The sequence below is a fragment of the Massilioclostridium coli genome (assembly GCF_900095865.1).
Classification (GTDB): Bacteria; Bacillota; Clostridia; order Oscillospirales; family Ruminococcaceae; genus Massilioclostridium; species Massilioclostridium facile.
Genome location: NZ_FMIZ01000007.1, coordinates 295,222 through 309,154, shown reverse-complemented (window position 1 = coordinate 309,154; position 13,933 = coordinate 295,222). Strand labels below are relative to the sequence as shown.

The 13,933-nt window shown below is 44.3% G+C and carries 12 protein-coding genes and 1 pseudogene; all 13 read right to left on the bottom strand.

Translation table 11 applies throughout. The features are described from left to right. Positions 1 to 48: 48 nt before the first annotated feature. Positions 49 to 1,968, bottom strand: coding sequence for a tetracycline resistance ribosomal protection protein Tet(W) (tet(W), locus tag BQ2683_RS06835; protein ID WP_069988272.1), 1,920 nt, complete (start codon positions 1,966 to 1,968; stop codon positions 49 to 51). A gap of 652 nt (positions 1,969 to 2,620) precedes the next feature. Continuing rightward, positions 2,621 to 2,749: pseudogene (locus BQ2683_RS12855) on the bottom strand (Maff2 family mobile element protein); the annotation flags it as partial. A gap of 318 nt (positions 2,750 to 3,067) precedes the next feature. Then, positions 3,068 to 4,270, bottom strand: a complete 1,203-nt coding sequence (locus BQ2683_RS06830) for an IS110 family RNA-guided transposase (protein ID WP_069986768.1) — start codon at positions 4,268 to 4,270, stop codon at positions 3,068 to 3,070. Between the two features lie 372 nt (positions 4,271 to 4,642). Continuing rightward, positions 4,643 to 5,023 carry a hypothetical protein gene (locus BQ2683_RS06825; protein ID WP_069988271.1) on the bottom strand — a complete coding sequence of 127 codons (381 nt, stop codon included), beginning with the start codon at positions 5,021 to 5,023 and terminating at the stop codon, positions 4,643 to 4,645. 79 nt (positions 5,024 to 5,102) lie between these two features. Next, positions 5,103 to 6,944 carry a VirD4-like conjugal transfer protein, CD1115 family gene (locus tag BQ2683_RS06820; RefSeq protein ID WP_069988270.1) on the bottom strand — a complete coding sequence of 614 codons (1,842 nt, stop codon included), beginning with the start codon at positions 6,942 to 6,944 and terminating at the stop codon, positions 5,103 to 5,105. Beyond that, positions 6,941 to 7,411: a PcfB family protein gene (locus BQ2683_RS06815; RefSeq protein WP_069988269.1), complete on the bottom strand. Its 471-nt coding sequence runs from the start codon at positions 7,409 to 7,411 to the stop codon at positions 6,941 to 6,943. Before BQ2683_RS06815 ends, BQ2683_RS06820 begins: the two co-directional genes overlap by 4 nt. A gap of 34 nt (positions 7,412 to 7,445) precedes the next feature. After that, complete coding sequence (locus tag BQ2683_RS06810; RefSeq protein WP_069988268.1) at positions 7,446 to 8,264, bottom strand: hypothetical protein; 819 nt, start codon at positions 8,262 to 8,264, stop codon at positions 7,446 to 7,448. Positions 8,265 to 8,269: 5 nt separating this feature from the next. Beyond that, positions 8,270 to 9,337 (bottom strand): DUF3846 domain-containing protein, encoded by a 1,068-nt coding sequence (locus tag BQ2683_RS06805; protein WP_069988267.1) that lies wholly within the window; start codon positions 9,335 to 9,337, stop codon positions 8,270 to 8,272. Further along, on the bottom strand, positions 9,334 to 10,143 hold the full coding sequence (locus BQ2683_RS06800; protein WP_069988266.1) for a hypothetical protein: 810 nt from the start codon (positions 10,141 to 10,143) through the stop codon (positions 9,334 to 9,336). Before BQ2683_RS06800 ends, BQ2683_RS06805 begins: the two co-directional genes overlap by 4 nt. 14 nt (positions 10,144 to 10,157) lie before the next feature. Further along, positions 10,158 to 10,652: a hypothetical protein gene (locus tag BQ2683_RS06795; RefSeq protein WP_069988265.1), complete on the bottom strand. Its 495-nt coding sequence runs from the start codon at positions 10,650 to 10,652 to the stop codon at positions 10,158 to 10,160. A 14-nt stretch (positions 10,653 to 10,666) separates the two neighbouring features. Beyond that, a complete protein-coding gene (locus BQ2683_RS06790; protein WP_338061263.1) occupies positions 10,667 to 12,634 on the bottom strand; it encodes an LPD1 domain-containing protein in 1,968 nt (655 codons plus the stop codon). A gap of 105 nt (positions 12,635 to 12,739) precedes the next feature. Next, positions 12,740 to 12,970, bottom strand: coding sequence for a hypothetical protein (locus BQ2683_RS06785; protein ID WP_069988263.1), 231 nt, complete (start codon positions 12,968 to 12,970; stop codon positions 12,740 to 12,742). A 6-nt stretch (positions 12,971 to 12,976) separates the two neighbouring features. Next, positions 12,977 to 13,906, bottom strand: coding sequence for a hypothetical protein (locus BQ2683_RS06780; RefSeq protein ID WP_069988262.1), 930 nt, complete (start codon positions 13,904 to 13,906; stop codon positions 12,977 to 12,979). Between the last annotated feature and the right edge of the window lie 27 nt (positions 13,907 to 13,933).

Genomic DNA, 13,933 nt, shown 5'->3' with positions numbered 1-13,933 from the left:
AGTTACATTCTCCTTTCAAATCTCATTTTATATGACTTTTGCAAGCTGTTAAGCTAACTTGTGGAACATATGCCGAACCTTATCTATACGGCTATTCGGACGGCGGGGCTGGATGACCGGCTGACCGACAGCGGCCTGATATCCTTTCAGCTCTGTAAGGCATACGCTCCGCCCGTTGGTGTAAAAGGCCAGATCAGTACGGTATGCCTGTATACAGCGGGCGGGAATCTCGCCAGTAAAGACAACTTCATCCTTTTTTACCTGGGCCGTTTCGATGGTGGCACAGTATTTCGGTGCATCATGATAAGCCCTGGAAAGGTATTCCTGGGGCGCATAGAGGATGAAGGAGAGATAAGGTTCCAGCAGCTGCGTCCCCGATTCCTTCAATGCCTGTTCCAATACAATCGGGGCCAATGAGCGGAAGTCCGCCGGCGTGCTGACCGGACTGTAATAAAGCCCGTATTCAAAGCAAATCTTACAGTCCGTTACGTTCCAGCCGAACAAGCCCTGCTCCAGCCCGTAACGGATACCATCCCTGACAGCGTTTTGAAAACTCTGGTTCAAGTATCCCAGCGAAACCCGGCTCTCGTATTGTACACCGGAGCCAAGCGAGAGTGGTGTAACAGACAGTCCTATGGATGCCCAAAACGGGTTGGGCGGCACCTCGATATGGATGGTGTGGCTGGCTGCTTTGAGCGGCCGCTCCATATAAATGACGGAGGGTTCCTTTACCACTGTTTCAAGCTTGTATTTTTCCGACAGCAAAGCGGAAACAACCTCCAACTGCACCCGGCCCAAAAAAGAAAGAATGATCTCATGGGTGATGGAATCCACTTCGCAACGCAAAAGCGGGTCAGTATCCGCAAGTTGCGTAAGAGCGTCCAGCAGCCGTTCTCTTTGCGCTGCCGTTTTCGGCGCAATCGTCGTCCGCAGCATGGGGAGGGGGTCCTCGCGCCACCTTTTACGAGGGAGCCGGGTTTGGTCCCCTAATACATCGTTTAACCTCACGCTGTCGCTGGGAAGGATAACAATTTCACCCTGATAAGCGGTGTCTGTCCGAACAATTTCCCCTTTGGATGGAATACGCATCTCTGTGATTTTCAGCTTTTCTCTCCCGGCCAGGGCCACCGTATCCCGCAGGCGCAGCGTTCCGCTGTATAACCGTAGATAGACACGCCGCTGGCCGCAATCGGTGTACTCAACCTTGAAAACGCTGCCGCATAGGGCGGCGCCCCCCTGTTCCCCAATCGGTTGGAACAGCCCTGTCACCGCATCCATCAACGGTTGAATGCCAAGGCCATTTTTGGCGCTGCCATGATAGACTGGGAACAGGGAGGCGTCTTGAACCCGCTGCTGTTCCTCCCGCGCAAGTTTTTCCCGGCTGATTGGTTCTCCTGCGATATACTTTTCCAATAATTCATCGTTATTTTCGATGACCGCATCCCATGCTTCTATGTCGGTATTTTCCTCCAGGACTATTTCCGGGGACAGCGACACCGTCTGCTTGATGATAATATCGGCGGAGAGCTTATCCCGAACAGACTGAACCACGCTCTGCAAATCAACGCCAGCCTGGTCGATCTTGTTGATAAAGATAACGGTGGGAATGTTCATTTTCCGCAGGGCATGGAACAGAATACGGGTCTGGGCCTGCACGCCATCTTTAGCGGAGATCACCAAGATGGCCCCATCTAAAACAGCCAAAGAGCGGTACACCTCCGCCAAAAAATCCATGTGGCCGGGCGTATCCACAATGTTAACTTTACATCTGTGCCACTGGAAGGAAGTGACTGCCGCTTGAATGGTAATCCCACGCTGCCGCTCCAAAAACATGGTGTCCGTCCTCGTTGTCCCTTTTTCGACGCTCCCCGGTTCTGAAATGGCTCCGCTGGCATATAGCAGGCTCTCCGTCAAGGTCGTCTTTCCAGCGTCTACATGGGCAAGAATTCCAATATTGATTATTTTCATGTGATTGTCCTCCCTTTACAGCCCCAAAGGGCATAAAAATCCCCAGCAGTAAAATACTTTTACCACTGGGGATTATAATTTGCGGACATACACATATACAGCATACACCTGTTTGTGATTGCTGTTTTTCGGATATGTCAAAATTGATAAGGCAAAAGTATTCTTAAATTGGGTACAAAAAACCAAGCCCCCACAAAAGGGACTATCATAATCCTTTGTTCCCACTATTTGATTATAGTTTTATTTAAGAATACCTTGCCGCATATTTTTTACTCCTTTTTTGGAATGATGCTATTATATCACATTAGTTTTAGGAAAGCAAGTACCTAAAAGAAATTTTTCTTCCCCTTATATGTAACAATCATACCGGCTTCCTAGCGTTCAGAATGTTTTCTGCTGTCTGCTGTGGTGTTTGGTTGGAATTGTCCAACCAAAAGCCGATCCGTGGTGTTGTCTGCATTTTACTAAATACAAATTCAATGTATACAGAAAGATATAAGGAGTGGGAAGGATTCCGCCGTAGTCGGCATTGTAGGAAAATCCAAAAGTTTAGATTTTCCCACAATGCTTATCTTTTGGTCTTTGGTTCGGAATAGTGTAGTGCTGGCGGTCTATCTCTTGTTTTCGGTTGCTTGCTTCCTTACCGTACATGAGCATTTGCACCCGGATTGTCGTTTCCGTAACCTTCCAAAAGATTGATAACACCCCAGGCACCAAGACCGGCACCCAAAGCAACAACAAGAATCTGCAATGTATCAATAGCAGAAGCAAAAAAATCCATAAATGACCTCCTTTAATGTATTGTTTAAAATATCCGGTCGTACTTCCGGCCGGAAACAAAGAAAGCCCGCAGTCCTTACAAGATAACTGCGGGCAGTAGGGAGCAGAAATATTTCTGCAATCCGTTTATGAAATTGAAACTGTAGGATCACGGATCCTTACCAAGTACATACCTCCTTTAAAAAAGGGAATAAAAACCTGCTAACAAAAGTCAAGTACTTTTAGGCAGGTTTTAAAAATTACTTCATCAATCTATTTTTGTGTACAACAAAAAGGCTGGCGTTGTTTCCAGCCTGTATAATCACGTAAGATTTTTGCCTTATTGGTAAATTTCCGTTACCCTTGCATAATAAATCCGCAGAAATTTATTCAAACCAGCAATCTTTGCATGTTTCTTACTTTTACCCTCACTTTCCTTTTTCAAAATGTAGTTATACACAGCATCATCTTTCGGCGCGGGATGACTCTTTAGGACTCGCATCACCTCATATCCGACCTTCCTCAGCGTTGAAGACCCTCGTTTCGTTATCTTGCGTTTTGATCCAATAAACTGCCCCGATTCATACGGTGGTGGATCTATTCCAGCCCATGCTATGAGGGCCTTTGCACTGTGCAGCCTTCTCACATCGCCAATCTCTGCAATCAATTTGACTGCAAGGACATCACCAACTCCGCCCATTTCCCTGACCGTTGAATATTCAGGAAGGGACTTCGCAAGCGTCTGCATTCGTGTTAAAATGAGAGACAGAGAACTATCTACAGTTCTCAATGTTGATACTGCTTCCTGTACTAACATTTTGGTCGATGGGGTACCGGACGACAGTGTGGGAATGCCACTTGAAGATAATTCATAGACTGCCTCAGCCTTGGATCTGCTTCGGTGGTATTTCTTTTCTTCTGCCCAGGCAATATATTCCTCTGTGAATTTTTCAAGGCTCATAGATGTAATTAGATCAAAGTGCCAGAATCTTTCCACAAAGTCGCTGAGTTTGTCCTTTCCATTAGCTTCATTCCAACTGTTAAACATCTTCTTGATACCTGGCATCACATAATCTAGGAGATGCGTCAACTCCTGCAAGGCTTTCACATGAAGATCCATATAGTAGCGGTATCTGCGACCCAGAAGTTTAAGTTCCGCATAGGTTTCTTCAGCGCCCTCATATTTTTGTAACTTAAACCATTTCTCGATTCCGTAGTTCGCAATCATCATGGAATCAAGCTTATCGGTTTTTGCCCCTCTGATACTGTTGTCTTTCGCATATTTTTTCATTGCAAATGGATTAACAACAGATACGAAATATCCTTTGTCATGAAGGAATGTCAAAATAGGAAGATGGTAAATTCCAGTAGCCTCCATTACAATTCGTATCTCTCCATCCAATCTTTGAAGCAAACCATGAAATGCTTCCAAATCCTTCTCTACATGCTGCATTTCAAAAGGTCGGCACACTATTTCTCCGTATGGCTTAAGTATGCAGATAGTGCTTTTCCCTTTCGATATATCAATTCCTACACTTATCATCTTGAACCTCCTATAACTGTTTTTCGTAATTGTTCCAGCCGCACTTATTACCATCCAGTTTAGTTGGTTACGCGGGAGCGAATCCCTACCTGCTTAATCGAATGCTTATAATAAGGGGGTTGGTTAACGGTTTTTATGACGGATGCAATGACCCAAATAAGCCCACGTCAGACCAATTACTCCCCTTATTATAAAATAAGTGCAGATGTCAGAGTTAATTACTCTCTAACAACTACACTTTTATGGTACTAAATAAGCCTGCTAAGATGAAAAAATCAAATCAGCAGACTTAAATTAGTCTAATTTCTTATTTAAAATTTCGTTCAACAAACTGGGATTTGGTTGAAGCATATGGTTTTTCCCAATACAATATTATCGCAAGTTCTTTCTAAATAGCATAATCCCATTATAAATAGTAAAGGGAATTACTCCAATTACTCCTGCTAATGTATAAAATGGAAATGTAATGATTCCCATAAAAATTTTAGGAGCAATAGGTGTTAACCATTTTTTAGATATATTCAAATAAAAAATAATTCCTGTAGCTATTCCAGAGAAAAGCCAACCGAATAACGTAATACTCATTGTAATGTCTACGGGTTCTGGAACAGGCATATTATGACTGGCTAAAAGTGCAATAAAATCAGGGTTCTTAAACTGATTTATTTGATTAACAGCGAAAAAATAACCAATTACACAACCAATGATTAAAAAGGCACAAATAAATAAGATTTGTCTTAATTCTTTTTTCATAACTGCCCTCCTCTGCAAATTCCAATTTGTTGTTCTTCTATATTGATATTATACTACATTAAACTCTCCAATGAAATGACTAAGCAATTTCTTCCGCAAGTTCCTTTTGGGAAATCTCATAGTTCAGGAACATTTCATCAGGATTGACCTGCAGGTTGGTGGAAAGATATTTTTCAATATCAAATGTATTCTTTTCGCTGTAATCAGAAAGATACTTATAGTTCGGATGTTTGGTAATGTCATATTTCCGGGAGAGGAAAGGGCGTACCCCGCGTACTTGAAGCAGACATTTTCCGCCGTCCATAACTGCCAGTTCATCCACAGACATCAGCTCTTTACCGAGCTTTTGAAAGTTCTGACCGTGGCTTTCCTGATTACCTTTGGTAATACTGGTGTTATACATATCAATCGTTTCTTTTCCTAACAGAGAGCTCCAGCTTTTAAGGGTTGTTTCTTCCTTACCACCTAAAAATAAGCTGCTGTCACAATTCCCGATAATTGTGTCCATGTTATCTTTATAGAGCGCTTTGAGCTGACTCTGCGCCTGCAGCACGAGACAAGCTGAAATTTCCCTGGAACGGATCGTTGCCATCAGCTTTTCCAGGTTTGGAATCTGACCGATATTTGCCGCTTCGTCAATCAGACAGCGCACATGCACCGGCAGCCGTCCTCCATACTGATCGTCTGCACGCTCACAAAGAAGATTGAATAACTGTGTGTACGCCATACTGACAAGGAAGTTAAAGGTTGCGTCCGTATCTGAGATAATGAAGAAAAGCGCAGTTTTCCGGTCGCCGACCATATCCAGCTCCAGCTCGTCATACATTGTGATCTCACGTACTTCCCGAATATCAAACGGAGCAAGACGGGCGCCGCAGGAAATGAGGATTGATTTTGCCGTCTTTCCGGCAGCTAACTTATATTTCTTATACTGGCGTACCGCAAAGTGATCGGGATCTTTCTGTTCCAGAGCGTCAAAAAGGAGATCCACGGCATTTTTAAAGGTTTCATCATCTTCGCGGACCTCCATTGCATTTATCATTTCCACAAGAGTTGTGAAGTTCTGCTCATTCTTCGGCGCTTCATAATAGATATATCCGATCAAAGCGGTATAGAGCAAAGTTTCCGCCTTCACCCAAAAGTCATCCCCGGCTTTTCCTTCGCCTTTCGTGTTTGCAATCAAAACCGTTACCAGCTTTAAAATATCCTTTTCACAATGAATATAGGCAAAAGGGTTATAGTGCATAGACTTCTTGAAGTTAATAGTGTTGAAAACCTTAATGCGGTACGGTTCGCATACGATTTTTCCTTTTTTATTCCTGACAGGTTTTCCGTCCTTCCCGATTTTAGGAGCACCGCGGGAAAGCAACTTTCCACATTCCACAAGGACAGTTCCTTTCGGATCTGTGACGACGTAGCTGCTGTGAAGCTGCATTAAATTGGGTTTTATAAAAAATCTCGTCTTACCGCTTCCTGAACCACCCACAACAAGGACATTCTTATTGCGGGCATAAGCGGGATTCTTTGGACGGCCGGACATCATCAAGCCCTCGGTCTGCGTCAGAATGATATTGTTTTCCGGTTTGGGATCCATAAAAGGAGCAATATCGGCTTTCGTTCCCCATCGGGCTGAACCATATTCTACATTTTTACGATACTTCTTTGCATTTTTCCCTTTCACATAAACAACAAGCCGGATCAGGACAGCACCGCATAATCCGATCAGATAGTCCATAGCAGCTCCCGGCATAAAAGACTGGAAAGCAACAGAAAATCCCTGAGAAAGTCCAAGCAGCTTCGTGGAAGCATCATATCCTGGGGCAAGACGTACCGCCTCACCGATCTTTGCAAAGATCCATAAGAACATCAGATAGGGGAGGTTCGGCAAAATATATTTTTTCAGCACATCAACAGGCTTCATCGTTCCGGTCCTCCATGCTCTTTGTTCTTGACCTTATCCTTACCAAGAATCTGTGCCAGTTCTTTAAACTTCGCAAGCTGCGACAGTAGAGACGGTCTGTTTTCACGTTTCAGATCCTTGCGGGTATATTCTTTGAACGCCGCTGTAAGGGCATCTGCCTGATTTGCTTTAAAATACACGGTCCACTTTGGAGGATCGGTACTGATATCTTTGGTAATGTGATAACGTACCTGATGTTTTTTAGCACACCGCTCAAAAGACCGGATCCGTCCGTCAACGGTTATGGTATTGGCTCCGCCGTCTCTGGCTGTTAGACGCTTCATACTGTTTCGGCCGACTTTGGGAGTAGTACGTTCCTTTTCAATTTTATGTAACAGCGCGGCAACCGCTGACCGCATGACACGGCCGGTCAGCTTTGTTGCCTGTATTGTAAATGAAATTGATTTTCGTTCAAGTTCTTCCTGCAAATAATTCCTCCTTCCTCAAATTCTGAAAAATCCTTTATCGTGATTCTGTCTGGATAACCTGCTGACGGGAAGCACGCTGGTGATTTTTTGCAGCCTGATCCACCTGGATCTTTGCGTGCTGCAAAAGAGTTTTGATGATCGTGGCAGGATGTTCCTGGTCCTCCAGATGTTCCACCATATCCTTACATTCCTCCGGCAGATAAAACATAATATTTTTCTTTACCTCGTCCAAAGTTCCGATAAATCCCCAGCAGCTATCGGACAGCTCACCATTTTTATACAGTTCATAGCCATAGCACTCGCCGCGAAGATAGGCGTCATAAACTGTGACTTCACTGCGCATAAGATCTTCCGCTTTTTTCCGAATCGCTCCTGTCATACGGTCGCTGTCAAATTCCTTTAGCACATCTTCTTTGGAAACATAGATCCAGCCGACTTGTCCGCTGTCCCATTCTGCATGGAGCGCCTTTCCGACAAAGCTTTCGGTACTCATTGCAAGACCGGAATGATCGTAAAGATAGAGGGGAAGCATAAGATATTTTTCTGAAATCACTTTCTGCATAGCTTCATCGACTGCCCGTTCTTCTGGCTTTGGTCCATGCCGGAAACGGCTGCTTACGATGTTTACCATCCGCTCATAGCGTTTCATACCGGCTTCATCATGTCCTACGGTATCCAGATACATTTCCCTCAAAAAATCATCTTTATCCACATAGTTATGGGAATCACCAAGCGCATAGCGTGGGTGAAAGCAGACCATCGTTCCGAAATGTTCATCTACCTCACGAGGGGAAACAAGAATATCGTCCGGCTGTACCATCAGCGTATAGGGTTCTTTTACTGCCATCAGCATATTTCTCAACTCCTTTCCGGTGTGCGGTGTTTCTTATCTGTGGCTTTCGGCTCGGTCTGTGAGGCCTGTTCTTTTGCCTGCTGTATCTGTTCACGCATAGAAACATTCCTGTCTATTTTCTGAGATTTCCTATCTTCTAAAAAATTCGGCAGCTCACGAAAACCAATGCTGTCCACATAATAAGCGGTATCCTTGCCTTTTTCATGCAGGACTACAACATCCGAAACCGAAAGAGAATGACCTTTGAATCCGTCCGGGTGGTACAAATTCAGATCTTGAAAAATCGTATCCAGCGTATCAGCAGGCGTAAGTTCCGCTGAATAAACCATTTGATAGTTACTGCGCTCCACGGACAGTTCCTTTTTTTCCAGCCAGTCATAAGACATAAAACGGTAAATATCGGTACTGTCAGAAAGGGATAGCTGATAAACGGAATAACTGCTGATACCGTATGCCTTTTCATAGGAAGAAATCTGTTCGAGTAATTTTACTTCTTCATCTTCCAAATGCGCATCCTGAGCAACAGCAGCAAGACACATACGCGATTTCCAAGTGTTTCCTGCAAGCAGTTCCTTTGTCATCTGTTCTCGTTTCTCTTTCATATCCGGGAACATATCTTCATATCCGGTGTCACTGTTTCTGAAAAAATTGTCCAGCTTATCAGCAAGATCCGAGGATTTCGTTATACGGTCGGTGTCCTGTTCTTTTGGCAAAAGTTGTTTGATGCTCACAAATCTTCCGGCTATATGTAGAATGGTTTCCGGGTAGAAAAATTTCTCTTTATATTTCGCCATCAAATCAGGAGATAGATCAGAAAAACTTTCTTCTCCCAAACCGGCAATTAGAAATTTTCCTGCGAGAATGTCATAGATATTTCCATCTTCATCTTTAAGCGCCCGGTTCATTGGAAGTCCGATCAGCTTTCCTTCTTCATTACGGATCACCGCTACCGGATCTTCATAAGGATAAACAGCTTCAACACTTCCTCCAACAGCTTTTTGCAAAGATTCAAGCCCATCTTCGATTTCTGTTTCATAGGGAACCTTGCCGGGTTCTACTGCTAATACCTTCATCGTTCGACCTCCTTTTTATGTTCTGTAACAACAGAAGTTGTTTGCTTTTGGCTCTTTGCTGCTGACAGTTGTTCCAAAACCGAAGTCTTTTTATTTTCCGGCACAGAAATACCGCCCTCCGAAACCTCGGCGGCGGTATCCTTCACAGCTTCCTGGCCCTCCACCACATAACCAGGAAGCAGAGTGCCATGTACCATAAAATGATCCCTATATTCTTTTGGAATCGACGGGGAAAGCTCGCTAAACAGATTTGCGTATGCCTTTTTTCTGCCTTCCATATATTTAATGGCAGCCGCTTTGTCAGTATAGCGCTTATTTCTCTGCCCTGCGAGATGTACGTTATGACCTTGCAGCGGAGAATTTAAGTACACATTCCAGGAAACATACCAGGCGACCGGAATCCTTTCTTTTGTATCACTGTTGTATTTGGTATCCTCCCATATGTCATAATTCATCTTGTAGACACGGTTACTGATCTGTTCACCGTCTCGATGTGGGTTATCTTCCCATTGATTATTGGTATGTTCGACCTGCGGTGTACGAAGGTATTGTAAAGCCATATCAAAAAGCTGCGTGACCGCTGCCTGCTGTTCCCATTGCTCCGCAGCGGCAACCACAATAGCATAGGCCTTATTTTCGGCACTGATACTGTCCTGACGCATAGCTTCCAGTTCCTCCTTGCTCTTTGTAATCAAGGAAGAAATATCGGGCTGATTACTGGAAATACTATGCTCGATTTGTAACATATATCCGGGCCTAAGCTCGTCTCCATACCGGAAAGCCCGATAACTGTTATTTTTTATCAATCTTTTCCCTCCCATCAAATTTGCTGTTCATAAGTTTTATTGGAAACCGGCTGTTGTTCCGCCTTCATCCTGGCATCGGCAAGCTGCGCCAGAACAGAAGATTTTTCCGAAAGATATTCCTCTTTTATGGACTCTAAGGTTGCGCTGCCATAACGGTATTGTTCCATTTTTTCCATAACAGCAGCTTTTTCTTCCTCGCTGAGCGGATAATAGTATTCCGTTTCAGAACGGTCGTACACTACTTTGACGATCTCCAGCATATCGCAGACGCATCCAAGATCCAGGTCATAGTTGGCATAAACATTGATGTAGCCGTCCTCATTTTTTAACAGAGGTTTTTCTCCGAAAACTTCCGCTATGTCAAAATAAAGCGGCATATAGAAGTTCAGCCGGTTTCCGATAACCATCATTTCATCTTCAAAGCTGATTTCTTCCGGTTTCAGTCTGCGGCTGCCGGAAACAATATCCGAATCCAAAATAATAGGCTGCATAGTTTGTGTTGTATTCATTTTCCATCATCCTCCTACAATTCAGGGGTATCCTTTTTCTTTGCCGGTATTTTTTGCTCCGGTCTGCCGGCATGTTCCTTTCCTGCTGAAAGCTGCTGTAAAACAGAAGGCTTCTCATTACCAAAAAGCGTGATCTGTTCATAACCTGTAATCACCGGCATGGCTTCCTCTTTTACAGAATGAACCGTCCTTACAGGCCTGATTTCCTCTAAAGTCTGCGGACGGTCCGAGTGGGTAAGGATATTCTGCCTTTTCAAATCCTGAACGATTTCATCAAAGACGGCGTTGATCGCTTTTCGTTCTTCTCCCTGAGGAAAAGCAACGACAAGGTGAGATTCCCCGTTTTTATCAAAAGCAATGGTGCAGGCGCTTTCTGCATGACCGGCCAGATAATCAGAGCGGTACGGCAGCTTGTCCTTGATATAAGTTGCAAAGGCTCTGGCTGTCATTTCCACATCGCTTTCCCAATAGCCGCCGTCTTTTTCACATTCACGGCCCATTTCTTTTGAATTGCGGTAATAGTCTGTTTCAGTACGTCCGATCACAGGCTCGGTATTTTCAGCGGCAGAGTGGAGAAGCCTTTCATATGTCTGTAAGGTATCCCGGTCCGCCTTTGGGATCACATGACCGGACAGCGATTTTTTAAAAGCGCTGAGTTTTTCGACAACCTCTGTCTTTCCGGCAAGGAACTCTGATTTTAAGGATTCAAATTCCTGCATGGACGCTTCATTTCCATACCGGCGCACAGCAGGAAGTACCGCAGAATCAATCCACGAAGCCGCATTTTTACGCAGGCGTTCATTGCTCTTTTCCATAGCTTCCGCAGCCTGCTCCGGTGTCTGCGGTTTATACTTCATCGTATCGATCAGTTTTTGAAATAAAGGATATGTTCGGGGGTGTTCAGAAAGATAGCCCTTCACACCCATTTTTACGCCCAGATAGTCATCCAGCCCATGCCACCATTCATGCGCCAGGGAACCGGCGCCGCGCATTTTCGTCAGGTTGATTACCTTTCGCAGCGGTTCATAATGAGCGACCGCATTGCCGCTTCCACGAGCACCGAAAGCGATAGACAAAGTTCCCTGATAAGCAATATCTTTTTCACTGATCTTGAGCGCGTCTGCCAGATCCTTTAAGGCGTCAAAGCCCATATTCAGGGAAGCGCGCCGGTCATTCTGAGACATCCAGTTTCCAAACTCACCGCCGCGGAATCCAAAGGCGTCAAGATAATCCTGACCGACAATATCCCGGCCATTGCGGTAGTCCGGTCCGGTGCGTCTGACACTGGCAAGCTGTTCCGGCACAAAACGTTTCTTTCCATTGCCTCCACGCTGTTTCTGAAAATCCTGCACCCATTTCAAGGCTTCCTCACGGCTGGATAAATTTTTCTTGATTATGGAATATCCTTTCGTCACATAGTAGGTATCCGGTTTCCAGTCATTATCTTTTGAAAATGTATGTTTTCCATCGTTATAGTGAATACGATAACCTTTCGGTATTTTTTCTTCTTTGGGAACGCCAAACTGTTCCTTTTTCGCTTTTTCGGTAAAATAATAGGAAAAGTATTTCTCTGACCGCACATACAGAGTCTTTGCCAGTTTATCCGTAATCACAGGATTCTGACGTCCGGCTTCCGTAGCTGTCAGATATGGACCGCTAGCCCAGCCGGTTTCTTGTTTGACATACCCGTTATCAATCAATACAGGAATATAGGCTTCCAGTATGTCATCCAAAGATTGGACCTTTTCAACGACTGACTGCACCTGACGGACCGTTTCAATGTATTCTTTCTGACGTTCCAGACGTTTCTCCGGTGTATCATCGGTACGGTAATAGCGGGGAGAAGCGTTCAGGCTGTCACGTACTTTCTTGATCCAATAGACCACATCCACCGGAATCCCGCTGTCGATCAATGCCTGGTAGTCCGGCTTTTTCCAAATGTTATCCTTTTTCACATACTTATCAGCTTCCCGGCTGTTCATTTCTAAAAGATCCTCGGAATATAAGCCCCGGCTGCTCCATAAATCTTTTTTCGCACCTCCGATCTTCTCACCGAAATCATCATGCTGTATGGTATTTGCCAATCATCACCACCTCCTTATCAGCTTTCGTGTAAATTCCTTTGCTTCCGGCACATCCATAAAAGAACAGGAATCCCCGGAAATATAAGAAAGCGCCTCATTCCATTCACTTACCGGGAATCGGTCATCCTCAATTTCCAGCAGCTTGAACAATGCCAGCAGAGGACAGCAAAGCCGCAGATCAGAAATAAACACTCCTAACTGACCTGCGACGCAATCTAATAAACTCATATTCATATGTCATCACCTGCTTTGCAAAGGTTCGGCCTTTTTATGAGGCTGATGTATTGACCGCATTTTGAGAAGTTCGTCTAGTTCCTTTTGACAGAAATGATCCAGCTTCTTTAAGTCCTCCGGTTTCACAGCAAACTCTCTGTAAGACTGATACCAGAGTCCGGTCTTAACTGCTGAGACAGGAGACAATTTTTCCGCTCCTTCAGGAAGAAGTCTGTAAACAGGTATTTCACCACATAAAAGCAACTGTTTTGCCGTTCCCATTGGGATTCTGAACAAGTCGGGATCTGAATGCTGGGCTTCCAGCATATACTCTGTATTGAGACGTTCTTCCAAATACTCCGAAGTTATAGAAAAAGCGATGTCTTTCCATTCGCTGATTACTTTCGCATAATGGGAACGCATACCGGAAAGTTCCTCCAGATCATATAGAAAGCCCCAACTCTTTAAGGCATCCTTTTCGTAGAGCTCCATATGATACCATGTTTCTAAACTCACTTCTTTATTTCTGCCGTCAGGATATTCCAGATCAACGGTGCGAGGGGAAAGAGTGTGCGTTTTTATATCCTGCCGAAGCGTATCCAAATCCATCATAAGAACATCACCGTATATACGGTTTTTCTCTGTCCTGTCTATGTGGAATAAAAAGGTCCTGGCTTTCAAGTATTCGGTTGTAAGAATCATTTGGTAAAGATTTGCCGAAGTACAGTAAGCAAAGGAAGCATCATCCAGCCACATATGCTGTTTTCCCATGATTGCGATAGAATCCATGCTTGTGTTCGTAAGCAGGGAATGAAGATTAAATTCTCTTTCCCGAAGAAAATCACCGGCAAACATATGCAGCTTATATAGAAACCCGGTCAGGTCCGTATCCTTTATCCAATAAATCTGCGGAAGGGAATCCTTTTCAAAGCCCGCAGACGGTTTGTTTTTATACATCTGTGTACCTCCTTTTTATGATGTAGA